The organism is Streptomyces sp. NPDC008317 (genome assembly GCF_042955955.1).
In the GTDB taxonomy this organism is placed as follows: domain Bacteria; phylum Actinomycetota; class Actinomycetes; order Streptomycetales; family Streptomycetaceae; genus Actinacidiphila.
Genome location: NZ_JBIBFQ010000003.1, coordinates 595,596 through 618,493, shown reverse-complemented (window position 1 = coordinate 618,493; position 22,898 = coordinate 595,596). Strand labels below are relative to the sequence as shown.

General features: G+C 72.0%; 20 protein-coding genes and 1 tRNA gene. 14 read left to right on the top strand and 7 right to left on the bottom strand.

The annotated features are described in order from the left end of the window. Positions 1-34 precede the first annotated feature (34 nt). The 7 genes from ACFY9V_RS12375 to ACFY9V_RS12345 all read left to right on the top strand — a co-directional run bounded on the left by ACFY9V_RS12375 (position 35) and on the right by ACFY9V_RS12345 (position 10,608). Entirely contained in the window at positions 35-1,336 is a 1,302-nt protein-coding gene (locus tag ACFY9V_RS12375) for an enolase C-terminal domain-like protein (protein ID WP_391161106.1), read from the top strand. Between the two features lie 85 nt (positions 1,337-1,421). After that, complete coding sequence (locus ACFY9V_RS12370; protein WP_355333127.1) at positions 1,422-2,768, top strand: extracellular solute-binding protein; 1,347 nt, start codon at positions 1,422-1,424, stop codon at positions 2,766-2,768. Between the two features lie 38 nt (positions 2,769-2,806). Further along, positions 2,807-3,706 carry a sugar ABC transporter permease gene (locus ACFY9V_RS12365; protein WP_355333125.1) on the top strand — a complete coding sequence of 300 codons (900 nt, stop codon included), beginning with the start codon at positions 2,807-2,809 and terminating at the stop codon, positions 3,704-3,706. Further along, positions 3,703-4,662 carry an ABC transporter permease subunit gene (locus ACFY9V_RS12360; protein ID WP_391161104.1) on the top strand — a complete coding sequence of 320 codons (960 nt, stop codon included), beginning with the start codon at positions 3,703-3,705 and terminating at the stop codon, positions 4,660-4,662. The genes ACFY9V_RS12365 and ACFY9V_RS12360 overlap by 4 nt, the downstream gene beginning before the upstream one ends. Next, positions 4,659-8,801, top strand: coding sequence for a hypothetical protein (locus ACFY9V_RS12355; protein ID WP_391161102.1), 4,143 nt, complete (start codon positions 4,659-4,661; stop codon positions 8,799-8,801). Before ACFY9V_RS12360 ends, ACFY9V_RS12355 begins: the two co-directional genes overlap by 4 nt. After that, entirely contained in the window at positions 8,795-9,667 is an 873-nt protein-coding gene (locus ACFY9V_RS12350) for an NAD-dependent epimerase/dehydratase family protein (protein ID WP_391161101.1), read from the top strand. Before ACFY9V_RS12355 ends, ACFY9V_RS12350 begins: the two co-directional genes overlap by 7 nt. Positions 9,668-9,774: 107 nt before the next feature. Further along, a complete protein-coding gene (locus tag ACFY9V_RS12345) occupies positions 9,775-10,608 on the top strand; it encodes a glucose 1-dehydrogenase (RefSeq protein WP_391161099.1) in 834 nt (277 codons plus the stop codon). 130 nt (positions 10,609-10,738) lie between these two features. Here ACFY9V_RS12345 and ACFY9V_RS12340 read toward each other — a convergent pair whose 3' ends face one another. Then, a complete protein-coding gene (locus ACFY9V_RS12340) occupies positions 10,739-11,848 on the bottom strand; it encodes a phosphotransferase (protein WP_391161097.1) in 1,110 nt (369 codons plus the stop codon). A 155-nt stretch (positions 11,849-12,003) separates the two neighbouring features. Here ACFY9V_RS12340 and ACFY9V_RS12335 point away from each other — a divergent pair, with 155 nt between their 5' ends. From ACFY9V_RS12335 to ACFY9V_RS12310, 6 genes are all read left to right on the top strand, one after another. Beyond that, positions 12,004-12,960 carry an ATP-binding cassette domain-containing protein gene (locus ACFY9V_RS12335; RefSeq protein ID WP_391161095.1) on the top strand — a complete coding sequence of 319 codons (957 nt, stop codon included), beginning with the start codon at positions 12,004-12,006 and terminating at the stop codon, positions 12,958-12,960. Beyond that, complete coding sequence (locus ACFY9V_RS12330) at positions 12,957-13,772, top strand: ABC transporter permease (RefSeq protein ID WP_355333109.1); 816 nt, start codon at positions 12,957-12,959, stop codon at positions 13,770-13,772. Before ACFY9V_RS12335 ends, ACFY9V_RS12330 begins: the two co-directional genes overlap by 4 nt. Before the next feature lie 84 nt (positions 13,773-13,856). Beyond that, positions 13,857-15,215 (top strand): histidine kinase, encoded by a 1,359-nt coding sequence (locus tag ACFY9V_RS12325; protein ID WP_391161093.1) that lies wholly within the window; start codon positions 13,857-13,859, stop codon positions 15,213-15,215. Continuing rightward, positions 15,212-15,817 (top strand): response regulator transcription factor, encoded by a 606-nt coding sequence (locus ACFY9V_RS12320; protein ID WP_355333104.1) that lies wholly within the window; start codon positions 15,212-15,214, stop codon positions 15,815-15,817. The genes ACFY9V_RS12325 and ACFY9V_RS12320 overlap by 4 nt, the downstream gene beginning before the upstream one ends. Before the next feature lie 202 nt (positions 15,818-16,019). Further along, positions 16,020-17,099, top strand: a complete 1,080-nt coding sequence (locus ACFY9V_RS12315; RefSeq protein ID WP_391161091.1) for a YhjD/YihY/BrkB family envelope integrity protein — start codon at positions 16,020-16,022, stop codon at positions 17,097-17,099. Positions 17,100-17,138: 39 nt separating this feature from the next. Further along, positions 17,139-17,981 (top strand): DUF1206 domain-containing protein, encoded by an 843-nt coding sequence (locus ACFY9V_RS12310; protein ID WP_355333099.1) that lies wholly within the window; start codon positions 17,139-17,141, stop codon positions 17,979-17,981. Between the two features lie 137 nt (positions 17,982-18,118). Here the strand turns inward: ACFY9V_RS12310 and ACFY9V_RS12305 are convergent, their stop codons facing one another. After that, the gene (locus ACFY9V_RS12305) at positions 18,119-18,295 is read right to left on the bottom strand and encodes a hypothetical protein (protein WP_355333097.1); all 177 of its coding nucleotides are present in this window, start codon (positions 18,293-18,295) and stop codon (positions 18,119-18,121) included. 113 nt (positions 18,296-18,408) lie between these two features. Between ACFY9V_RS12305 and ACFY9V_RS12300 the strand changes: the two genes are divergently transcribed. Beyond that, on the top strand, positions 18,409-18,849 hold the full coding sequence (locus ACFY9V_RS12300) for a type II toxin-antitoxin system PemK/MazF family toxin (RefSeq protein ID WP_391161089.1): 441 nt from the start codon (positions 18,409-18,411) through the stop codon (positions 18,847-18,849). Between the two features lie 48 nt (positions 18,850-18,897). Here the strand turns inward: ACFY9V_RS12300 and ACFY9V_RS12295 are convergent, their stop codons facing one another. The 5 genes from ACFY9V_RS12295 to ACFY9V_RS12275 all read right to left on the bottom strand — a co-directional run bounded on the left by ACFY9V_RS12295 (position 18,898) and on the right by ACFY9V_RS12275 (position 22,682). Beyond that, positions 18,898-19,902, bottom strand: coding sequence for a YdcF family protein (locus ACFY9V_RS12295; protein ID WP_355333093.1), 1,005 nt, complete (start codon positions 19,900-19,902; stop codon positions 18,898-18,900). Between the two features lie 66 nt (positions 19,903-19,968). Then, a complete protein-coding gene (locus ACFY9V_RS12290; RefSeq protein ID WP_355333091.1) occupies positions 19,969-20,634 on the bottom strand; it encodes a response regulator transcription factor in 666 nt (221 codons plus the stop codon). Continuing rightward, positions 20,631-21,737: a histidine kinase gene (locus ACFY9V_RS12285; protein WP_391161387.1), complete on the bottom strand. Its 1,107-nt coding sequence runs from the start codon at positions 21,735-21,737 to the stop codon at positions 20,631-20,633. Before ACFY9V_RS12285 ends, ACFY9V_RS12290 begins: the two co-directional genes overlap by 4 nt. Before the next feature lie 107 nt (positions 21,738-21,844). Next, positions 21,845-22,369, bottom strand: coding sequence for a hypothetical protein (locus ACFY9V_RS12280; RefSeq protein ID WP_355333088.1), 525 nt, complete (start codon positions 22,367-22,369; stop codon positions 21,845-21,847). A gap of 228 nt (positions 22,370-22,597) precedes the next feature. After that, a tRNA-Leu gene (locus tag ACFY9V_RS12275) sits at positions 22,598-22,682 on the bottom strand. Positions 22,683-22,898 lie beyond the last annotated feature (216 nt).

The following is a 22,898-nucleotide window of genomic DNA, read 5'->3' as shown; positions in this document are numbered from 1 at the left end:
ACGCCTCTTCGCACAGAACCAGGAGCACCCTCCCGTGACCGACCACGCCGCCGATTCCGCCGGACCCGTCAAGGAGTCCGTGCCCGCAGAGCCGCCGTGGGCGCAGCCGTCCGGAGTCCGTATCACCGGGGTCAGGACGATCCTGACCGCTCCCGCGGGCACCACGCTCGTCGTGGTGCGGGTCGACACCAGCGAGCCCGGCCTGTACGGACTCGGCTGCGCGACCTTCACGCAGCGGGCGAAGGCGGTCGCCACGGCGGTCGACGAGTATCTGGCGCCGCAGCTCATCGGCCGCGATCCTGCGGACATCACGGACATCGCGTCGACCCTGCACGTCAGCGGCTACTGGCGGTCGGGTCCCGTGCTCAACAACGCGCTGTCCGGTGTGGACATGGCCCTGTGGGACATCAAGGGCAAGCAGGCGGGACTTCCGGTGTGGCAGCTCCTCGGCGGGCGCTGCCGCACCGCGGTCCCGGTGTACGCGCACGCCGCGGGACGGGACGCGGCGGAGGTCACCGACGAGGTGCTGGCCCTGATGGCCGAGGGGTACGGGCACGTCCGCTGCCAGGTCGCCGTGCCCGGCGCGGGCACCTACGGGGCGCCGGCCGCCGCGGCCACGGCCGGCGCCGCCAAGGCGCTGACCCCCAACGCCTGGGACCCGGCGGCCTATCGGCGCACGGTGCGCGGCCTCTTCGAGCACCTGCGGGAGCACGCGGGCCCCGAGGTCGAGCTGATCCACGACGTGCACGAGCGGGTGCACCCCACCGACGCCGTACGGATCGCGGCGGACCTGGAACCGTACGACCTGTTCTATCTGGAGGACCCGGTCGCGCCCGAGGACATCGAGTGGCTGCGCGTCCTGCGCGGACGCTCGGTGACCCCGATCGCGATCGGCGAGCTGTTCACCAACCCGGCCGAGTACCGCCCGGTCGTCATGGAGCGGCTGTGCGACTTCATCCGGGTCCACGTGTCGGCGATCGGCGGCATCACCCTGGCGTGGCGGCTCGCCGCCGCCTGCGAGATGTTCGGCGTGCGCACCGCCTGGCACGGTCCCGGCGACGTCTCGCCGGTCGGGCACGCCGCCAACCTCGCCCTCGACCTGGCCGCCCCCAACTTCGGCATCCAGGAACAGCATCTGTTCGGCCCGGCCGCGCGGGAGGTCTTCCCCGGCTGCCCCGAGATCCGCGACGGCCACCTGTGGCCGAGCGACGCGCCCGGTCTCGGCGTCGACCTCGACGAGCGGCTGGCGCTGAAGTACCCGCCCAAGGGCGCGGCGGAGCCCGGCCAGGCGTGGAAGCCGCCGCGGCGGGCCGACGGCGCGCTCCAGCGCCCCTGACGCGCGCCCGCCCGCCCGGCACCGATCCCGAACCGACCCCCGCACCGCACTCGAACCGAACTCGAAACGAAGGAGCCCCACCCTCATGCGACCCCGTACCTTCGTCACGCTGCTGGCGGCGACCGCCTGCGTGTCGGCCGCGCTCACCGGCTGCGGCTCCTCCTCGTCCGGCGGCGGCGGCGCCACGACCACCCTGACCGTCGCCGAGTGGACCAACCCGGGCGCGATCGAGTTCACGCAGGACCTCAACGCCAAGTTCGAGAAGGCCCATCCGGGCGTGAAGGTCAAGCTCCAGCAGGCGCCGAACAACAACGGCGCCTGGCAGCAGCTCTGGAACAGCCTGCTCCAGTCCAAGTCCGTTGACGTACTGGCCCTTTCCGCGCCCACCCAGGCGGGCTTCGCGCCCAGCTACACCAGCCTCAAGCCCGCGGGCGCCGCCGCGCTGATCGACGCCGGGCAGATGACCGACCTGTCGGCGCAGCCGTTCATGAAGAACTACGACGCGACGGCCCAGGCCGCCGCGGTCGGGCGCAACGGGAAGGTCTACGGCGTCATGGCCGCGCAGTACGCCGCCGCCGGGTCGATCTGGTACAAGAAGGACCTTCTCGACAAGTACCACATGGGCGTGCCCACCACCTTCCAGGAGTTCCTCGACGACTGCGAGACGCTGAAGAAGGCGGGCAAGACCCCGATCTTCGTGGCCGCGAAGGACAACATGCAGGGCGGGGTGTGGCAGGGCTCGGTGAACCAGACGCTCATGCAGGGCCGCCCGGCCTCGGACTCGGTCAAGGTGTCGAGCGAGCGGGCCGACGCGTTCTGGAAGGGCACGCAGTCCTGGACCGACCAGGTCTACAAGGACGCGGCAGGCCGCTACGAGAAGGTCATGAAGTACATCGAGCCCAACGCGGCCGGTGTCGCCCAGCTCACCGCGCCCGGCGTCTGGGCCGCGAAGTCCGACGACTACCCGTTCCTGCTGGACGGCTCGTGGGACGGCGCGCTCATCCAGAAGGCCAACCCCACGCTCAACCTCGGGTTCTTCACCATGCCCGGCACCGACACCCCGGCGGCCAACCGCCTGATGCTCAAGCCCGACCTGACCTGGATGGTCCCGACGACCGCCAAGCACAAGGACCTGGCCATGGAGTGGCTGACGATGTTCTCCGACCCGGAGAACTACAAGGAGTGGCTGACCAAGACCGGCTCCATCTCCACCCAGCCCGCGCTGAAGAACACCGGACTGCCGTGGATGGACTGGCAGAACGCCCACATGGACGACGCATTCCAGCAGCTCAGCAACCCGTGGGTGCCCGCGGGCGCGCCCGTGGACGCGGGCGGTCCCGACTTCTCCAAGATGACGCCGATCGGCGGCGACAGCGCCGACACGATCCTCAGCCGCTCGGCGAGCGCGTACCGCAAGTCGGTCGGCAACTGACCACCGCCTCCCAGGCACCATGAGAAAGGAGGCGCGGCGTGGCACGCTGTCCCTTCGGAACCCAACGGACGCGGCGGTTCATTCCCTGGGCCAGCATCGCGATTCCGGGAGCGGGCTGGCTGCTGTTCGGGCTCTACCCGTCCCTGGCCACCATCGGATACTCCTTCACCAGGTACTCCGGGCTCCCGGGCACGCCGCTCAACTTCTGCGGACTGTGCAACTACGACGCGGCGTTCACGTCGCTGTCCACCCAACTGTGGAGCGCCGTACGGGTCACGCTGATCTATGTCATCGGCGTGACCGTGCTCCAGAACGCGATCGGGCTCGGACTGGCCCTGCTGCTCAACCGGCCGGGCCGCTCCCTGACCTTCTACCGCGCACTGATCTTCATGCCGCAGATCTTCTCCGTCACCGTGGTCGGCGCGGTCTTCTCCCTCATGCTCGACCCGTACTCGGGGCCGGTGGAGAAGGTCGTGCACGGCCTGTTCGGCGTCGACTCCGCCTTCCTCGGGTCGAGTTCACTGGCGCTGTGGCTGGTGATGATGGTGAACGTCTGGATGTTCTCCGGCTACTCGATGCTCATCTACATCGCGGGACTGCGGAACATCCCGCGCTCGGTGTACGAGGCCGCGGCGATGGACGGCGCGGGGCGGTTCCGGGTGTTCCGGCATGTGACGTGGCCGCTGCTGGCCCCGGCCACCACCGTGAACGTCTTCCTCACCGCCATGGCCACGCTGGGCGAGTACGCGCTGATCATGGTGCTCACCGCGGGCAACTTCGGCACCAAGACCCTGGGGTTGTACATGTTCCAGTCCGCGTTCGGCAGTGACAGCCAACTCGGCTACGGCTCGATGCTGGCGATGATCCAGTTCGTGCTGACCGTCGCGATCGGCGGCGTCCTGCTGTACGGCCTGCGCAGGCGGGAGGTCTCGCTGTGACGACCGCCCGGGCGGCCGGCGCGTCGCCGTCGTCAGCGCCGAGGACCCCCGCGGCCCCCACCCGGCTCCAGCGGCTGATGTCCGCCAGGACGACCAAGGCGGCGGGGCTGAACCTGCTGTGCTTCGCCATCGCGGCCGGTCTGTTCGCCCTGCCGCTGGTCTACGTCCTGCTCCAGGCGTTCAAGACGTACACCGGATTCCTCCAGAACCCCACCGGGATGCCGCATCCGTGGACCACCGAGAGCTTCTCGGCGGCCTGGAACCAGGGGCACTTCGGACGGCAGATGATCAACAGCCTTGTCTACGCGGTCATCCCCGACGTCGTCACGCTGATCCTCGGCGTCTTCCTGGCCTTCCCCATCTCCCGCGGCTACTTCAAATACTCCAACGGGCTGTACACCTTCTTCATCTTCTCCGGCTTCCTGCCCGGCGGCCTGATCCCGCTGTTCATCGAGGCCAGGACGCTGGGCCTGTACAACAGCATGGCCGGCTACCTGATCCTGACCAGCCTGTCCGGCGCCGGGTTCTTCTTCTTCGTCGGCTACATCAAGGGCATCCCGCGCGAGATCGACGAGGCGGCGGCGCTCGACGGCTGCGGCTACATCCGGTTCATCTTCACCATCATCATTCCGCAGATGAAACCGGCCCTGGCCACGTTCGCGATCTTCGGCTTCGTGCACGCCTGGAACAACCTGATCCTGCCGCTGGTGATGCTGTCGGACTCCGCGCTGTGGCCGGTCACCCGGGGGCTGTACTCGTTCTTCGGCGAGTACTCGCAGAACTGGCCGCTGATCGCCGCGGGCACCTTCATCGTCGCGGCGCCCATCATGCTGCTGTTCATCCTGCTCCAGCGCTACCTCGTCGAAGGCGTCGCGGGCGGCGCGGCGTTCGGCACGCAGGGTGTCGCGCCCGGCTCGTCGGGCGCCGGAGGCGCCGAAGTGGGAGGGGGATCGTGACGGCCGCCGTCACGCACTGGCCGGCGGACGGCGACGAGGTGAGGTTCGCGCTCAGTGACCCCCTCGTCCACCCCGACTTCGCCTGGCCCCGGACCCTGCTGCACTACCCGGTGCGGTGGGCGGCGCCCTCGATACGCGCCGGGCGACTGCGGCTGCTCGACGCGTCCGGCGCGCCGATGCCCTTCCAACTCGCCGAGACGACCACGGACTCGGAGGGCGACGACGCGTTCCTGACGTCGGCCACCGTCTGCTTCTTCGCCGACCTCGCGCCCGGCGCCCGCCATGAGTTCACCCTGCGGGCGGACGAGACGCTGCCGCCGGCACGGGGCACGGGGCCGGTCGAGGTCATCGAGGACGGCGACGGCATCGTGGTCGACGGCGGAGCCCTGCGGGTCCGGCTGCCGTCCGCCGGCCGGTTCGCCGCCGGGGCCATACCAGGGCCGGTCCGGCAGCTCGACCGCGGGCACGGCTGGGTCGGCAGGTCCGTACTGCGCTGCGGCGACGGGCGGCTGGACCACCTCGACGTGCAACTGACCGAGGCGGGACCGCTGTTCGCGACCCACGTCCTCACGTACGTCTTCACCGGCGGCGCGCGCTACACCGCCACCGTCCGGGTGCTGCGGGACTGCGACTTCCTCGAACTGTCCGAGGAGATGGTGTCGTTGGACGAAACGGCGACCACCACTACTGCGGCGACGACGGCGACGACGGCCATGGCCTGGGAACTGCACTGGGAGGGCTGCACGCCCACCCACCGGTTCTCCTCCGCATGGCCGTTCTCGCAGTCCGCCGCCGACCACGCCGACCCCGGTTCGCCCGAGCTGTACCACTGGCTCGGCATCGACGAGCCCGTCGTCGTCGGCGACTGCGGCGAGGACCCGTCCTTCTCCGGGCCGGGCGGCAGGGAGCACCCCGAGACCGACATGGCCTTCACCGTCGGCCCCTACGCCCCGAGCTTCGCGTGGGACATCCGGCCGCACGCCGCCTTCTGGGACGCGGAACAGCGCGACGCCATGGGCGTGTTCGTCCGCGACCACAGCCGGTGGGACGACCGTACGTACTCCTCGTGGGCGTCGGCGGACACCCTCCGCGTCCACTTCCGCCACGACGGCGTCCTGCGCTGGACCTGGCCGCTGCGCACCGGCACCCGCAGCACCGGTATCGCCTTCTACGACCACGAGCGCGACCTGGAGGTGCTGCGCGCGCAGCGGTCGACGGCCTACCAGTCCACGTACGTACGCCATCTCCAGCACTGGCAGGGCACGCTCAGCCTCGACCGGGTCAAGGACTGGACGCTCACCTACACCGGCAAGCGGCCGGAACCACTGTGCGGGGAAGGGGAGTTCGGCAGCGCGCGGGAATTCGCCGACGCCCTGCTGACCGGCCCCGAGGGACCCCGGCTGATCGCCCACGGGGTCAACGACATCGCGGGCTACCTCAACATCGGCCAACGCCCGCTCTACGACCGGCTGCTGGACGGCTACGACCGGTTCGCCGGACAGCTCGACGCCGCCGAGCGCGAACGCGTGGACGCCCTGCTCCTGCTGACCGGATACGTCTCGGCGGGCGAGGAGATCGGCCCGCTGCTGCGGATGGCGGGCGGGCACCCCAACTTCATGGCCGACGGCAAGGCGGCGCTGGCCTGCCTGGCCTGGCTCTTCCCCGAGCACGAGGCGGCGGGGGAGTGGCTGGACCAGTTCGAGCGGTTCGCCGAGCTGACCGGTGTGTTCCACACCCGCCCGGCGCTGCCCTCCCGCCGCGCACGGCCCGGCCGGTGGACCGAGAGCCTGGCCACGTACGTGTGGGCGTATCTGCGGCCCCTCGGCCAGGGCAACCACCTGGCGCGGGAGGCCGACGGCCGCAACCGGGCCGTCACCCCCGAACTCGCCGCCCTCGGCGACTGGTTGGTCAACGCGCTGACCGCGCCGGTCGACGTCACCGGCACCGGCGAGCTGCGGCGGCTGCACCCCGCGCAGGGAGCGCACGCCTACTGGCCGCGCCGCCCTCCCATCGAGATGCGGCTGCTCGGCGAGACCCTGCACCGCTACCGGCCCCTGGTCGCCGAACACCTGCTGTGGGGCAGCGACCCCGCCGCCCGGCGCCTGGACAGCCCGCACGACGCACCCGACCCCTGGCGCGTCACCGTGCGCACCGAGGGCAACCCCGGCACCAACCCCCGCCTGCGCAGCGCCAAATACACCGGATACGGGATCACCCTGCGCGCCGACGTCGACCGGCCGGGCGAGGTCGCCGTCTTCCTCCAGCAGGTGGACCGCGGCCCCAACTACCGCTGGGGCATCGCCGACGACAACGGGAGCGGCCACCTCTACTACTACGCGGCGGGCGCCTCCTACAGCGGCCACGGCCCCGAGGACGCCGGGGACCGCCGCGTGCCCGACGCGACCTTCGCGACCTCCTGCGCGGTCTGGAAGGACGGCGCCTTCCGCGGCATCGGCTGCCACACCCTCGACCGGCCGATGTACGACCTCGGCGGCGCGCAGTACGCGGAGATCGTCCCCGATCCCGACGGCCCGGTCGGCGACCTGTACCTCGGCCGCAGCGTGCTGCTCGTCGGCACCGACTACCTGGTCACCTACGACTCCTTCGCGCCCAACCAGCGCATGGTGTGGACCTGGTCGGTGCTCACCGAGGCCACCGGGCACGACGCCAACAGCTACCCCCACCTGCCCGAGCGGATGCCGTTCATCCACCTCGTGCGCGGGGTGCGCGAGGACGGCACGGTGGGAGAAGGCGGCGCGGCGGGCCGGGGCGGCGCGGTGCGGGAGGCCGGCGCGCTCGGAGGCGCCTTCGCCACCGACGTCACGCACGGCGTACGCCTCGAAGGCCGCGCCGACGGGGCAAACGGCAACACGCTCGCGGTCGTCAGCCACCGCGACGACCTGGTGATCGACCCCGCCGCCGACACGCCCTGGGGCGCCAGGATCCGCACCCCGCACAGCCTCGACCTCGTCTTCCGGCACCAGTCCGCGAGGCCCTGCGAACCGGCCGACGTCGAATTCGCCGAGGACGGGCTGCGGTTCACGGGAACGGCGGGCACGATCCGGCTCTTCGACAGCGGACGCCGCGAACTGACCCTCTTTCACGGCAGCGCCATCGGCACGGCGGACGTCCTGCTGACCACCGACGGCCGCGACCTGGGCATCAGCCTCGGCTACCTCCACCCCACGGAGCTGCGCGGCACGTACGACGCGCAGACGGACACCGGGATCACCCTGCGCCTGCCCGCCGGGCTCGACGCCGCGGCGGACTTCTCCGTGGACGGCGCACCGCTGCGCCCGCTCGGCCGGACGCACGACACCGTGCGGCTGGCGCTCCCACGGGGCCGCCACGCATGGGAGTTGACCGCGCGCCGCCCGGAACCGGCGCCGCCGCGGGTGATCCGTACCGAGACCCTCCCCGGCGGCGCCGTCGTGCACTTCACCGCCGTCGCCGCGGCCGACTCCTACCTGCTCGAACTCAGCACGGACGGCGGTCTGACCTGGGCACCGGCCGTCGCCGCCGCCGACAGCCCCGGACTCCTGAGCGGACTGTCCGACGGCGTGAAGTACCACGTCAGGGTCGCCGCGCGGAACACCGACCGGCAGGGCCCTCCCGGCGCCGAATACCCGGTCTACGCGTCCGGCCGGGCGCCGGAGCCGCCGGACGGCCTGAAGGTCAGGCTCAACGACGGTGCGGTGAGCGTCAGTTGGGGCGAGGTGCTGGGTGCCGGACGGTACCGGCTGTACCGGCGGCGCAAGGGCGAGGCCGGCTTCCGCGAGGTCTTCGCGGGCACGGCCTTCGCGTACGTCGACCGCGTGCCCGGTGCCGTACCGGCGACCGGCGATCCGCGCGGGTCGGACGGTGCTCGCGGCGTCGGGAAGCCGGGGCAGGCGCCCGTCCTGGAGTACGCGGTGGCCGCCGAGAACGGAAACGGTACCGGCCCCATGTCGCCCCCCGTCGACACCGACCCCGGCAGCTGGCGGCACTGGAATCCGCCGGTCGACGTCGCCTTCCGCCGCCACCACGCCTACAACCAGCCGCCGTACGCCCCCGCCTGCGCGACCCCGCGGCCCTACGACGAACAGCGCCCGCCCGCCCGACTGCCGCACGATATGGACCCGTTGGAGCAGACATGGTGACGGCGCAGCGCATCCTGATCACCGGGGCCGCGGGCCGCGTCGGCCGGGCGCTGCGCCCGCGCATGGCGCGGCCGGGACGCACACTCCGGCTCCTGGACATCGCCGAGATCGAGCCGCCGGCGCCGGGCGAGGCCGTGGAGACCGTACGCGCCTCGTTCACCGACCCGGACGCGATCGACGCCGCCTGCCAGGGTGTCGACGCGGTGCTCCACCTCGGGGGACTGGCCGGGGAGGCGCCCTGGGAGCGCATCCGGGAGATCAACATCGACGGCACGCAACGGGTACTGGAGGCCGTGCGCCGCCAGGGCGTGCCGCGGGTGGTGCTCGCCTCCAGCATCCATGCGGCGGGATTCCGTACGCGGGACGACGCCGTACCCCTACGGGAGGAGGGCGCTGCCGCAGGGGCCCCCGCCGCTGAGCGCGCCGAGCTGCCCGCGGACATCGCACCGCGCCCCGACACGTTCTACGGCGCGGGGAAGGCCGCGGTGGAGGCGCTCGGCGCGCTCTACCGGAGCCGCTTCGGCATCGACGTCACCTGTCTGCGGATCGGCGCCTTCCGGCCGCGCCCGCTCGCTCCTGAGGATCTGGCCGCCTGGCTGTCGCCGGACGACGCGGCCCGGCTGGTGGAGGCGTGTCTGCGCGCGGAGCCCGCCGGATTCCGGATGCTGTGGGGCATCTCCCGCAACACCCGCCGGTGGTGGTCCCTCGCGGAAGGGGAGGCCATCGGCTACCACCCGCGGGACGACGCCGAGGACCACCTGGCCGCGCTCCTGGAGTGCGGGTCCTTCGGTCCCGCGGACTTCGACCCGGCGGCCGACCGCAACTTCCGCGTCGGCGCCAATTTCTGCACTATGCCGTTGGGCTGACGACAGGGGCCTGCCGTCGGCGGCAAGCTCGGACGGCAACAGTTTTCGGTCATCCGGCCGCGCAGGCGCTCCGGTTGGCGAACACCGTGGGACTGGAGAGGGAACGTATGAGTGAGGAACACGCCGGTCGCGTCGCGCTGGTCACGGGCGGATCGAGCGGTATCGGCCGCGCCGCCGCGGAACTGCTGGCCGCGTCGGGCGCCGCTGTCGCCGTCTGCGGTGTGGACGCCGACGACACGGAGAAGACGGCCGCGGCCATCGCGGAGGCGGGCGGCCGGGCGCTGCCCGTCGTCGCGGACGTCTCGGACCCCGACGCGGTCGCCGCGGCGGTGGCGCGGACCGTGAGCGAGTACGGCGGTCTCGACGTGCTGGTGACGTCCGCGGGCATCCAGCGCTACGGGACGGTCGCCGACACCGACGAGAAGACCTGGGACGAGGTGTTCGCCGTCAACGTCAAGGGAGTGTTCCTGACCGCCCGCGCCGCCCTGCCCCACCTGCGGCGCAGCGCCTCCGGCGGCTCCGTCGTCGTGGTCTCGTCCGTGCAGTCGCGCGCCGCGCAGTCCAACGTGGCCGCCTACGCGGCGGCGAAGGGCGCGCTGAACGCGCTGGTCCGGTCGATGGCCGTGGACGAGGCCCCCTTCGGGGTACGGGTCAACGCGGTCTGCCCCGGCTCCGTCGACACCCCGATGCTGCGCCACTCGGCGGCACGGTTCAGCGACGGCAGCGAGGAAGGGGTGCGGCGACTGCTCGGGGAGTGGGGCCGCAGCCACCCGATAGGGCGCATAGCCCAGCCCCGCGAGGTCGCCGAGGTGATCGCCTTCCTGGCCGGCACCCGCGCCGGATTCGTCACCGGCACGGACATCCCGGTCGACGGCGGCGTCCTCGCGGCCCTGGCCGTCACCCTCCCCCAGGACGCCCCGGAGCCCTCCGCGACAGCCTGACCCCACGGCCGGACCGATAACGGCGACGAGGGAGCGGGGGCCCTCGTCGGCACGGCGAAGTCGGTCGCCGTGCGCAGCGACCGGCACCGGGCGGGCCCGTCGGCGTCCCGGCGGCGCGCGAGCCGTTGTTCTACGGCCTGCGGGCGGGCGGCGGTTGAAGGGCGGGCCAGCGGGTGAGCATCGCTTCGCGCATCGCGGGGGCCAGACGGCCGAGAGCCGGCAGGCGGCCCTCTTGGGCGGTCACGCGGCCGACGACGCCGAGCCGGTGGACCAGCCGCTGACGGGCCGTCACCGTGCCCCACTCCCAGTCCTGGTGCGGAATCAGGGCCAGGCGGTCGGTGGTCCCGCGCTCGGCCCGCTGCACCAGCGCGTCACCGCGCAGCAGCCAACCGGCGCAGGCGTCGGCGAGATCACCCGGGACGTCCGTGCCCGTCGCCCGGCGCCAGGCGTCGCGGTACGCGGCCTCCGCCGCTTCCAGCAGCGGGCGAGCGGGGGCGGTGACGCACCAGCAGGTCGGGAAACCGACGCGCAGATAGGCGAGTTCGACGATTCCGTCGCCCAGCGCGGCCTGCTCGAAGTCGATGAATCTGACGCCGTCGTCGGTGTGCATGTCGTTGCCGGGGCACGGGTCGCCGTGCAGCAGAGCGCGGCCCCGCGCCCGTGACGTACGGTCCACGAGGTCGTCCAACTCGCCGCGTACGGCGGGCGGTACGGCGACGCCGAGGGCCTGGGCGAGGGCGAGGAAGGAGTCGACGTCCGTGTGCGCCGGGCCCGACCAGGCGGGGAGTACGTCCGAGCCGACGCTGCCGTCGCCGTCGCCGTCGCCGTCGCCGTCGCCGTCGCCGTCGTCGCCGTCGTCGCCGTCGTCGCCGTCGTCCGCATCGCCGCTGGTCGCCGCGTGGAGCCGGGCCAGTGCCCCGGCGTAGTCGACGATCCACTCCTCGCGCGGCGGCCGGTGCTCCACGTACTCCAGCACCAGCACCCGCTCCCGCGCGTCGGTGCCCAGCAGCGTCGGCACGACCGGCGGATCGACCCGGCCCGCGAGCCGCAGCGCGGCCACCTCGCGGGCGTACCTCTCGTCGGCCTCGGGCGCGTCGACAAGTTGCTTGACCACCACGGGAGTTCCGGCCAGCTCGGCCCGCCACACCCGCGAGCGCGGACTGCTCCCCAGCCGGCGGCCCCGGCGGGGCGTCCCCAACTCGTCCCGCAACTTCTCCCCGAGGGGCAGCCGTGACCGCATGGCGGCATCCTCGCACGGGCGGGGACGACACCCGGAGCGATTTACGGCGCGGCGGCCCCGCCCGGTCCGGGGCGGTCCCCGCCCATGACATTCGTCATGAACAGTCATGACAGACCACACGGCCCGAAGCGCCGACGGGCGGACAGCCTTGAGACATGGACACAGTCATCGAAACCACCGGCTTGCGGCGGAGCTACAGCGGCTTCGAGGCCGTACGCGGCGTCGACATCAGCGTGGGGCGGGGCGAGCTGTTCGCCCTGCTGGGGACGAACGGCGCGGGCAAGACCTCGACGCTGGAGATCCTGGAGGGGCAGGCGCCCGCCAGCGCGGGAACCGTACGGGTGCTGGACGCCGACCCCTACCGCGAGCGTGCCGCGGTGCGGCCCCGTATCGGAGTGATGCTCCAGGAGGGCGGCTTCCCCACCGAGCTGACCGTCGCGGAGACCGTCGACATGTGGGCGGGTTGCACCAGCGGCGCCCGGCCCGTGGCGGAGGCCCTGGAGCTGACGCGGCTGGAGCAGCGGCGCGGGGTCCGGGTCAAGCAGCTCTCCGGCGGCGAGCGGCGCCGCCTCGACCTCACGCTCGCGCTGCTCGGACGGCCGGAGGTGCTCTTCCTCGACGAGCCCACCACCGGTCTCGACGCCCAGTCCCGGCACGACACCTGGGAGCTGATCGGAGAGCTGAAGCGGCAGGGCACCACGGTGCTGCTCACCACGCACTACCTCGAAGAGGCGGAGCAGTTGGCGGACCGGCTGGCCATCATGCACGCGGGCCGGATCGCCAGCACCGGACGCGTCGCGGACGTGGTCGCCGAGCGGCCCGCGCGGATCACCTTCGAACTGCCCTGGGGCCGCTTCCCCGCCGACCTGCCGCCGCTGCGGTCGATCGGCGTCACCGCACACGAGGTCACCGGGCAGAAGATGCGCCTGGAGACCCGCGACCTCCAGCACACCACCACCGAGCTGCTGTGCTGGGCCCGTGACCAGGGCGTCGAACTGACCGGCCTCGACGTCCGTTCCGCGTCACTGGAAGAGGCGTTCATGGACATCGCCAAAGAGCTCGACCACCGGGCCACCCACCGGGCCGACGACCACCAGGAGACGACGCGATGACCTCCGCGACCACGACGACCACCGCGCCCACGGACACCGCGCGCCGGTCCCGTAAGAGCACCGAACGCCTGGCCGCGCTCGGCCGCGCCGAACTGATCCTGCTGGTCCGCAGCAAGGCCGCCCTCATGACGGCCCTCGTCCTGCCCGGTGTCATCGCCGTGTCGATGCGCAGCGCCGTGAAGAGCCTGGACCTGGGCGGCACCGGCCTGTCCGTCGCCACCGTGCTGGTGCCTGGCGCCCTCGGCATGGCGCTGTTCTTCGCGATCTACACCAACATGGTCGGCGTGTACGTCACCCGCCGCGAGGGCCTTGTCCTCAAGCGGCTCCGCTCGGGAGAGGTCCGCGACGCCGAGATCCTGACCGGCGGCGCGCTGCCCGCGGTCCTGATGGCGGTCGTGCAGTCCCTGCTGCTCGGCGTCGGACTCGCCGTCCTGCTCGACATGCCCGCCCCCGAGGCACCTCACCTGCTGGTCCTCGGCCTGCTCCTCGGTATCGTGCTACTGGTCGTGGGCGCCGCGCTCACCGCCGCCTTCACCCAGACGGCTGAGAGCGCCCAACTGACCTTTCTGCCGTTCATGCTGGTGAGCATGGCCGGTTCCGGGATGTTCCTGCCCCGCGACACCCTGCCGGACACGGTGGCGCGCATCGGTGCGTTCCTGCCGTTCACCCCGGTCATGGACCTGTTGCGCGGCGGCTGGACGGGGAATGTGGACGGGACGGACCAGCTCCGGCTCACTCTCACGGCCCTGGTGTGGATCGGCGTGGCCGTGCTCGGCGTGCGGAAGTGGTTCCGTTGGGAGCCTCGGCACTGAGCGCCCGCGCGGCCGACGGGAAGGCCGGGCGCGCACGGCGCCGGACACGTAGGACTCGAAGGACGTAGGGACGAAGGGGCGACGGTGACTGCGGGAACCACAGGGACCACGACGGGACCCACGGGAACGGCCGGGCTGGCGAGCGTGCAGAGCTGGGTGGAGTGGCTCGGCCACCGGCACGGCACGGACCGCTACCGTCGCTACACCCTGAACTCCCTCTCCTGCTTCGCCCTGTTCGAGGCGGGCCTGTGGACGCTGTGGGTCGTCACGAACGACGTGGGCCCGCTCTGGATCGCGGTCGCGGTCCTGGGCGCTGCCCACGTCGTCGTCCAGGCACTGCTCTCCCGCGCCGGGCTCCGCGCCTACATCGGCCTGGCGCCCCGGCCGTACCTGCTGGCCGCCCTCTACACCGCCGTCACGGTCGCCGCCGTCGCGGTCGGCTGCGTGTTGCAGGCGAAGGACCGCGTCGAGGGGAAGGACCTCGCGCCGTACGTGCTGTGGCTGATGATGTTCTACGCGGGCCCGCCGATGCTGGCGCTGTCCCTGCGGGCGGGTACGGCCCTGGTCTCGGCCGTCACGCTGGGCTCGCTGGTCGCCGTCTTCGCGACCGGACTGCGCGGGGAGTCGCTGGCGGTGGTCGTCGGCGGGACCCTGTTCCTCGTCCCGTTCATGGCCCTCGCCCTGCGGGCCTCCGGCTGGAGCGTGCTCCTGATCGAGGAGCTGGCCGCGGCCCGCGGGACCCAGGCCCGCCTGGCCGTGGCCGAGGAACGCCTGCGCTTCGGCCGCGACCTGCACGACATCCTCGGACGCAACCTCGCCGTGGTGGCCCTGAAGAGCGAACTGGCATCGAAGCTCGCGGAACGCGGCAGCCCCGAGGCCGTCGACCTGATGTACGAGGTGCAGCGCATCGCGCAGGACAGCCAGCGCGAGATCCGTTCCGTCGTGCGCGGATACCGCACCGCGGACCTGCACACCGAACTCGCGGGGGCCCGCGAGGTCCTGAAGGCCGCCGGTATTCCCTGCCGTATCAGCGACGGTCCCGCCGCCCGCCTCCCGGACGACATCCAGACCGCGCTCGGCTGGGTCATCCGCGAAGCCGTCACCAATGTGCTGCGCCACGCCCAGCACGCCACCCGCTGCGAGGTGTCCCTGCGCGACACCGGCGAGGGCGCTGTCACGCTGGTCGTGGAGAACGACGGCAGCGACCACCGGGGCGGGCGCGGCCACCGCGCGGGGAGCGCGGGAGGCGGCCACGGGCCCGCCACCACGGCGGGCAGCCGCACGGCGGACGCGGCCTCCGCGGACGGGACCACACCCGCCGGAAGCGGTCTCGCCGGACTCGAAGAGCGTCTGACGCAGCTCCAGGGCACACTCACGACCAGCGAACGCTCCGCCGGCGTCTTCCGCCTGACCGTGACCATCCCGTGGGAGGAAACACCATGATCAGGGTCCTGCTCGCCGACGACGAGCACCTCATCCGCGGAGCGCTCGCCTCGCTGCTCGCCCTGGAGGACGACATCCTCGTCGCCGCCGAGGCGGGCTCCGGCGACGAGGCCCTCGCCATGGCACGGGCCCACCGGCCGGACGTCGCCGTCCTCGACCTCCAGATGCCGCGCGGCGACGGAATCAGCGTCGCGGAACACCTGCGCGCCGAACTCCCCGACTGCGCGACGATGATCGTGACCAGCCACGCCGGGGCCGGGGCCCTCAAGCGCGCGCTGAGCGCGGGCGTGCGCGGCTTCGTACCCAAGACCGTCTCCGCGCAGCAGCTCGCCCGCATCATCCGTACCGTGCACGACGGCGGACGCTACGTCGACCAGGAGCTGGCCGCCGACGCCATCACCGCGGGCGACTCCCCGCTGACGCCCCGCGAGGCGGAACTGCTCGCCATGGCCGAGGAGGGGGCGCCCGTCGCCGACATCGCCGCCCGCGCGATGCTCTCGGTCGGCACCGTACGCAACCACCTGTCGTCCGCCGCCACCAAGGTCGGCGCAGAGAACCGCCATGTCGCGGCGCGCCTCGCCCGCGAGCGCGGCTGGCTGTGACCGCACAGCGCACCGGAGACCGCGGGCGGGGGCCGCAGGAGGTCAGGGACCGGTCACCCGCAGAAGACGAAGGTCACCTCCACGGCCCGCCTCCTGACCGTGGTCTGTACCGGCGCTCACGGGGAAACCGCCGTGACAGGGACCAAGCCGCGTGACGTGCGGCGGCAGGCCCGACGACGACGAAGTGGTGGCGATCGTGGGCATGGTCCGAAGATTCGACGCCTATCAGCGCGAGCACACCTGGATCGGGCTGCCGCTGGCGGTGGTGTACAAATTCGGCGAGGACCAGGGCGGCTACCTCACGGCGCTGATCGCCTACTACGCCTTCCTGTCGGTCTTCCCCGTGCTGCTGCTCCTGGTGTCGGTGCTCGGCTTCCTGCTGCACAACGACGCGCACTTCCAGAAGCAGGTCGTCGACTCGGCCCTGCACCAGTTCCCGGTGATCGGCGATCAGATCGGCGAGAACATCCGGTCGTTCCACGGCAACACGCTCGCGGTCGTCACCGGTGTGATCGGCGGCCTGTACGGCGCGCTCGGTGTCGCCCAGGCCGCGCAGAACACCCTGCTGAAGATCTGGGCCGTGCCGCGCCACGACCGGCCGAACCCGCTGCGCTCCCGGCTGCGCAGCCTGCTGGTGGTAGGGGTCTTCGGCGTGGGCCTGGCCGCCACCACCGCGCTGACCTCGCTCGCGTCGGACGCCCGCGCGTTCGGCGTCCACCCCGTCGTCCTGCTGCGGATCGCGGCGACCGTACTGTCCACGGCCGTCAACACCGGCCTGCTCCTGTTCGCGTACCGCTACTTCACGGTCGGCACCGTACGGCTGCGCTCCTCGGCGGGTACGGCGCTGGCCGCCGCGCTGGCCTGGCAGTTCGTGCAGTGGGCGGGCACGTACTACGTCCGGCACGAGCTGCGCGGGGCGACCGCCACGTACGGGCTGTTCGGGATCGTCCTCGGCCTGATCACGTGGATCTACCTGGGCGCGCTGATCTTCGTCCTCACCGCGGAGGTGGCGGCGGTACGGGCCCGGCGGCTCTGGCCGCGCAGCCTGCTCACCCCGTTCACCGACAATGTGGTGCTCAGCCGCGCGGACCGCGAGGTGTACACCTCGTACGCCGCCACGGAGGTCTTCAAGGGCTTCCAGCACGTCGAGGTGAGGTTCGACCCGCCGACCGTGCCCTCGCCCACCGGTACGGCGACGGATACGGCAACCGGTACGCCGCCGCCCGGCGTCGGGCTACCCGCGCAGGACGGTTCGGGGGACGCGAAGGACGTCGTTCCATAGCGGGTGCCTCAACTCCGCCGATCGGGGAAGTCGGCCTGTGTGAAGACGCAAGCAGCAGCATCGACGGGCCGTCACAACGCCAGACGCGCGGCCGACAGCAAGGCGGTCGCCGTCGCGGGCCGCGCGGGGTTCGCGGCCCGAGGGGTGATCTACATCCTGGTGGGCGCACTGGCGGTGCGCATCGCCTTCTCCGACGCCGGAGGCCAACAGGCCGACCGCGGCGGCGCGCTCGCCGAGATCGCGCACAAGCCGTTCGGGGACGTCCTGTTGTGGCTGCTGGGCATAGCCCTGGCCGGAATGGCCCTGTGGCGGCTGTCGGAAGCGGCCTTCGGACAGGCGGGGCCCGACGGCGACAAGCCCACCAAGCGCGCGATGGCCGCGGGCCGCTGCGTCTTCTACGCCTTCGTCTCGTACTCCGTGCTCGCCTACGCGGCCGGTGAGAAGAGCAGCGGCAGCGGGTCGACCGACAAGAGGACCGACGACGTGACGGCCAAGGTCCTCGACTGGCCGGGCGGCCAGTGGATCGTCGCCGTCGCCGGTGTCGCCGTCTTCTGCGTCGGCGTGTGGATCGCGGTCCGTGCCCTCATGCGCAAGTTCCACAAGCACCTGAAGATGGGCCAGATGTCGCGGCGCCAGCGCCAGGCCGTGGACTTCCTCGGCATGTTCGGCGGCACCGCGCGAGGCGTGCTGTTCGCCACGGCCGGCGGATTCGCCGTGGCCGCGGCGGTCAAGCACCAGGCGGGCAAGTCCAAGGGCATGGACGACACGCTGCGCTCGTTCGCCGACACGCCGGTCGGCCCGTGGCTGCTGGTGCTCATCGCGGTCGGCCTGATCGCCTTCGGGCTGTTCTCCTGGGCCAACGCGCGGTGGCGCGAGGTCTGAGCGGCGCCGGAAGGCGGACCGGGCGGGGTGCGCCGGGCGTCCGCGCCCGTGGCGTCGTCAGCTCACGCGTCGCGGAAGGCCGCGGCTCGCGGAAGCTCACGCGTCGCGGAAGCGCGCGGCTCACAGGTCGCGCGCGCTCACAGCTCGCGGATCTCCTCGGGCGGGCGGCCGACGGCGTCCGCCACCTCGTGCTCGTCGCCGCCCTTGGCGAGGACCGCCGCGCTCTCGGCCTTGAGGTCGATCGCCGCCGCCTGGAGGGCGTCCTCGGCCTCGGCGTAGCGGTGCGCTGCCAGTTCAAGTTTCGCTGTGTCCACAGCGCAAGCATGCCACTACTCACCGCTGTCGCGGCGCACGACCGGGGCAGGTGTCGGCCGGTCCTGCCGTCCGTACATTCGTCCGCACACCCGTACACGAAGAGGAGAAGTCGATGAGCACGCCGATGTGGGTCGTCCTGGGCGCCGTGGTCGTCGTGGCGCTGGTGGCCGCCGTGGTGGCGGCCGGGCGCGTGCGGCGTAGCGGAGAAACCCCCGTACGGCGGTCGGGCGGCGCGTCCGGCGGCGGTGCCGCGCCGCGCGGGGGCGAGGTGTGGTGGGCGGACGTGCCGTACGAGGACACGGCCGGTTCGAAGGACCGTCCCTGCCTGGTCGTCTCGGTGCGCGGCGGGACCGCGCGGGTCGCCAAGATCACCTCTCAGCACCACGAGGAGCTGCCCGGAGTCGTACCGCTTCCCGCGGGCACCGTCGACGACGCCCGGGGCCGGCAGAGCTATCTGGAGACCAACGAGCTGCGGCGCGTGCCCGTCTCGGCCTTCCGGCGCCGCGCGGGCGCCCTCGACCCTCAGGTCATGAAGCGGCTGAATCTGCGGTGACGAGCCGCCCGGCGAGCGGCCGTCGCGGACGCGGGGCCCGTCCGGCGGTCAGCTCAGCCACCAGATGAAGAAGCCTCCCGCGAAAACGAGGAGGCAGATGGTGAGGTTGGTGCGCCAATACGTCATGAGCATCGCGACGAATTCGCGAATGGTCGCACTCGGCCAGAAATACGCGGCGGTCGGCGCCCCCACGACATGTCCTCTGACGCCCAGCCGCCGCGCGGTCACCGCGGCGCGCAGGACATGGTAATTGTTCGTGACGACGACGCAGCGGTAGTCCGCCTTGTTCCGCTCCATGATGGACTTGCTGAAGCGCAGATTCTCCTCGGTGGTCGTCGACCGGTCCTCGCGTTCGATCAGATCCGCCGGAAAACCCTGCGCCACGAGGTAGTCGGCCATCGCGTGCGACTCCGGCAGCTTCTCGTCCGGGCCCTGTCCGCCGGAGGTGAGCAGCACCGGCCGCCTGCCGCGCGAGGAGAGCCTTTGGTGCACCGTACGGGCCCGGTCGAGGCGGCTGGCCAGCAGGGGCGGCACCTTGGTGCCGCCGATGAGCCCTGAGCCGAGAACCACGACGTAGTCGGTCTTGCGGCGGACGGTCAACCATCCGTAGAGCGACCCGTAGACGATGAAACAGAGGAAGAGGAAGACGACATACCCCGCGAGGACGGTGGCCGTCCCCGCGACCACGAGCAGCGCGCGGGTGTGCATCACCACCGCGGTGATCAACAGCGCTATGAGCGCCAGCAGCGCGAACCCGGCCAGCAGGGACAGCAGATTGGCCGGACTTCTGCCCTCTTTCCGCACCATGGCGACGCCGTTGGAAATCAGAAACCACGACATGGCGACCACGCCCACCGCCATGAGCGTCAGCAGCGCCACCCCGAGATCATTGCCCAACGTCGGGTGTTCCCTGCCTATGTCAAACAGCCACGCACCCAGCGCGAAGACGGGTGAAAGCCCGAGCAGAATCGCATTGCTGAACCGACGCCGCTCCCGCAGCACTCCGACACAGAACCCCAGAAAGAACAGCACCGCCGGTACATACGCCCACATGCCCACATGCTAGTGGCCCCCCGTCCCCCCACCCGCCGCCCCACCAGCCCCGGCTCCCCGGCCGGGTCAGGTCAGGCCCGCTTCGATGGCGCGGCGGACGGCGTCGGCGCGGTCGCGGATCGCGGCTTTGGCGAAGAGGTTGTTGATGTGGGTCTTGACGGTGGCCTCGCTGATGAAGAGCTTCTCGGCGATGCCGCGGTTGGGCAGGCCCTGGCCGATCAGCGCGAGCACTTCGCGTTCGCGGGGTGTGAGGTCCTCCGGCAGGGCCTGGCCCACCATCGGGGCCTTGGTCCTGACGGAGGCGAGCAACCGGTTCTGCACCTCGCGGTCGAGCACTGACTGCCCCGCGGCGGCGGCACGGATCGCCCGGATGATGTCCTGGCGCCCCGCGTTCTTCGTCAGATAGCCGCGGGCGCCCGCGCTCAGCGCGCCGAGGATCGAGTCGTCGTCGGCGAAGGTGGTCAGTACGACCACCGCCACGTCCGGGTGCTCCTCGCCGAGCCGCCGGGTCGCCTCGATCCCGTCCATCACCGGCATGCGCAGGTCCATCAGCACCACGTCCACCGGCCCGGCGGCGACAGCCGCCAGCACCTGGCTCCCGTCCGCGGCGGACGCGACGACGTCGATGTCCTCGGACAGCCCGAGCACCGCGGCGAGCGGCTCCCGTACGGCGGCCTGGTCGTCCGCGACGACCACCCTCAGCCGCCGCGGCCTCTCGGTCGGTTCGGTCATACCGGAATCACTGCTTCCACCTTCCAGCCGCCCTGGTCGGGACCGGCCGTGACCGGCCCCGCCGTCACCGTCCCGCCCAGCAGGGCGACGCGTTCGCGCATTCCGATCAGCCCCATGCCGCTGCCGACCACCGCGTTCGCCTCGCGCGTGGCGGGGCCGTTGTGCACCGCCAGCGTGATCGACGCGGCGGCGTACGTCAGCTCCACACCGACGTCGCCGCCGGGGGCGTGCCGGGCGGCGTTGGTCAGCGACTCCTGGGCGATACGCAGGAGATTCTGGACCACCCGGGCCGGGACCTCACGTGCGGTCCCGGTGACGGTGAGGACATCGCGGTGCCCCGACGACTCCAGCATCGCCGTCAGGCTCTCCAGCAGCGGCAGCGAGTCCTCGCGCAGCGCGTGCACCGTCCACTGCGCTTGTTTGAGGCTCTCCCGCACCAGACCGTGGGCCTTGTCGTTGGCCTCCCTGACCTTCTCCAGGTCCCCGGTGTCGAGCAGCGCGTCGGCCAGTTCCAACTGCATGTTGATCCCGGCCAGCGAGTGCGCCAGCACATCGTGCACGTCCCGGGCGATCCGGCTGCGCTCGGTCAGCGCGGCCGTCCGCGCCTCGGCCCGCGCGGCGCGCTCCGCCGACTCGGCCGCCGCGATCACCGCCTGTACGGCCTGGCGCTGGCTGCGGTTGAGTATGCCCACCAGCACCGGAGTGCCGGTGGCCAGACCGAGCACCCAGGGCAGCTCGTCGTGCCCGGGACCGAGACGGAAGTACAGCACCCCGCCGCAGAGCAGACTGCAGATCCCGGCGAGGACGAGAGCCGGTCTGGTCTCCAGCCGGTATCCGATGTGACCGGCGAGGAAGAAGGCGAAGAGATAGCCCGTACCGCTGCGGCTGACACCGATCAGGGCGACCGCCGCGGCGATGCCGACCGTCAGCCACGGGAGCACGAGGCCCTGGGGAATCCTGTCCTCGGGCAGGCGCCGGGCCAGCAGCACCGCCGAGTTGATCACGAGCAGGACGGCGACGACCAGCCCCCGGCCGCTGAAGCCCAGGGGGCGGATCGTCAGGACTCCGGCGACGACGACCCCGAGGGTCATCGCCCACTGCATCCACGGGTCCTGTCCCGGCACCTGCCGCGCCCCCGCCTCCTGGGCCACGGTCTTCCCAGAAGGCGGGGGGCTGTCTGTCGCGGGCACGGGGAGAACATAACGCACGGTCAGGCCCTGCGGCTGAGGACGGGCACGGCGCGCGGCGTCATCTGCATCCGGCTCCGTATGAAGATGGTGGCGAGCCGCGTCACGACTTCGGTGAGCGCCATCAGTACGAACGCCGCGACCCACGCCTGATCGCTGGTGATGTGGTGGGCGACGCTGAATTGGGCGACCTGGTGGGCGCCGCCCGCGTGCTCGGTCCACAACTGGAAGCCCATCCGCGCCCCCATGCCGACGACCCACAAGATCGCCGACACGGCGCCGGCCTTGATCAGGACGTGCTCGCCGACGGTCCGGACGCGGGTGTAGATGCCGCCGGCGACGCCGAGTGCGGCGCCCACGCTCATCAGCACTCCGATGAGCACCAGGTCGTTGCCCGCGGTGGGAATGGTGTCCAGGTACGAGTTCGCGACGAAGGCCACGATGCCCAGCGGGATCAGGAAGGTCTTGAGGTCGAGTCGGCCTTCCCGCAGTTGCCGGAAGACGACGAGGAGAAGAGCGATGTCGGTGATCCACTCGGTCGATGTCATGCCCCCAAGACTGCTGCGACCAGGCACGAAGCACCTGGACCCATGGGTGGAACCAAGGGTGGAGATGACTCCCCGCCCGGCCCTCCACCCCCACGGCGCCGCCGCGCGCCCGACACGGCGGGAGCCCGCGCGCCGGAGACTGCGGAAGCCGCGGCCCGACACCGCAGAGCCCGCGCGCCCGACACCGAAAAGGGCCGCCCGAAGGCGGCCCTGTAAGGAGAGAAGATGTGTCCGAGGGGGGACTTGAACCCCCACGCCCGATAAAGGGCACTAGCACCTCAAGCTAGCGCGTCTGCCATTCCGCCACCCGGACGGGGTGTTTCACCTCGGCCTATGGGCCGTGGCGACGAGGTAAACCATAGCAAAGATCCGGTCACGTCGATCACGGGCGCGGAGCGGGCCGAGGGGGCCGATGAAGGGGCTGTGCGCGGGGCCCGGGGTGAGGGCCCGGAGGGGAGCCTTGGGCGGGGTGGGGGTGTCGGGGGAGGATGGGGGGAGGCATCGGCCGCGGTCGCCCGGGTGGTGGGCG

What these genes read in the sequence shown, in the direction of transcription:
- ACFY9V_RS12320 (WP_355333104.1), top strand. Translation starts at nt 15,212, where the DNA reads ATGATCAGGGTCCTGCTCGCCGACGACGAGCACCTCATCCGCGGAGCG.
- ACFY9V_RS12300 (WP_391161089.1), top strand. Translation starts at nt 18,409, where the DNA reads ATGAGCACGCCGATGTGGGTCGTCCTGGGCGCCGTGGTCGTCGTGGCG.
- ACFY9V_RS12350 (WP_391161101.1), top strand. Translation starts at nt 8,795, where the DNA reads ATGGTGACGGCGCAGCGCATCCTGATCACCGGGGCCGCGGGCCGCGTC.
- ACFY9V_RS12315 (WP_391161091.1), top strand. Translation starts at nt 16,020, where the DNA reads ATGGTCCGAAGATTCGACGCCTATCAGCGCGAGCACACCTGGATCGGG.
- ACFY9V_RS12290 (WP_355333091.1), bottom strand. Translation starts at nt 20,634, where the DNA reads ATGACCGAACCGACCGAGAGGCCGCGGCGGCTGAGGGTGGTCGTCGCG.
- ACFY9V_RS12335 (WP_391161095.1), top strand. Translation starts at nt 12,004, where the DNA reads ATGGACACAGTCATCGAAACCACCGGCTTGCGGCGGAGCTACAGCGGC.
- ACFY9V_RS12295 (WP_355333093.1), bottom strand. Translation starts at nt 19,902, where the DNA reads ATGTGGGCGTATGTACCGGCGGTGCTGTTCTTTCTGGGGTTCTGTGTC.
- ACFY9V_RS12340 (WP_391161097.1), bottom strand. Translation starts at nt 11,848, where the DNA reads ATGCGGTCACGGCTGCCCCTCGGGGAGAAGTTGCGGGACGAGTTGGGG.
- ACFY9V_RS12330 (WP_355333109.1), top strand. Translation starts at nt 12,957, where the DNA reads ATGACCTCCGCGACCACGACGACCACCGCGCCCACGGACACCGCGCGC.
- ACFY9V_RS12370 (WP_355333127.1), top strand. Translation starts at nt 1,422, where the DNA reads ATGCGACCCCGTACCTTCGTCACGCTGCTGGCGGCGACCGCCTGCGTG.
- ACFY9V_RS12345 (WP_391161099.1), top strand. Translation starts at nt 9,775, where the DNA reads ATGAGTGAGGAACACGCCGGTCGCGTCGCGCTGGTCACGGGCGGATCG.
- ACFY9V_RS12280 (WP_355333088.1), bottom strand. Translation starts at nt 22,369, where the DNA reads ATGACATCGACCGAGTGGATCACCGACATCGCTCTTCTCCTCGTCGTC.
- ACFY9V_RS12285 (WP_391161387.1), bottom strand. Translation starts at nt 21,737, where the DNA reads ATGCAGTGGGCGATGACCCTCGGGGTCGTCGTCGCCGGAGTCCTGACG.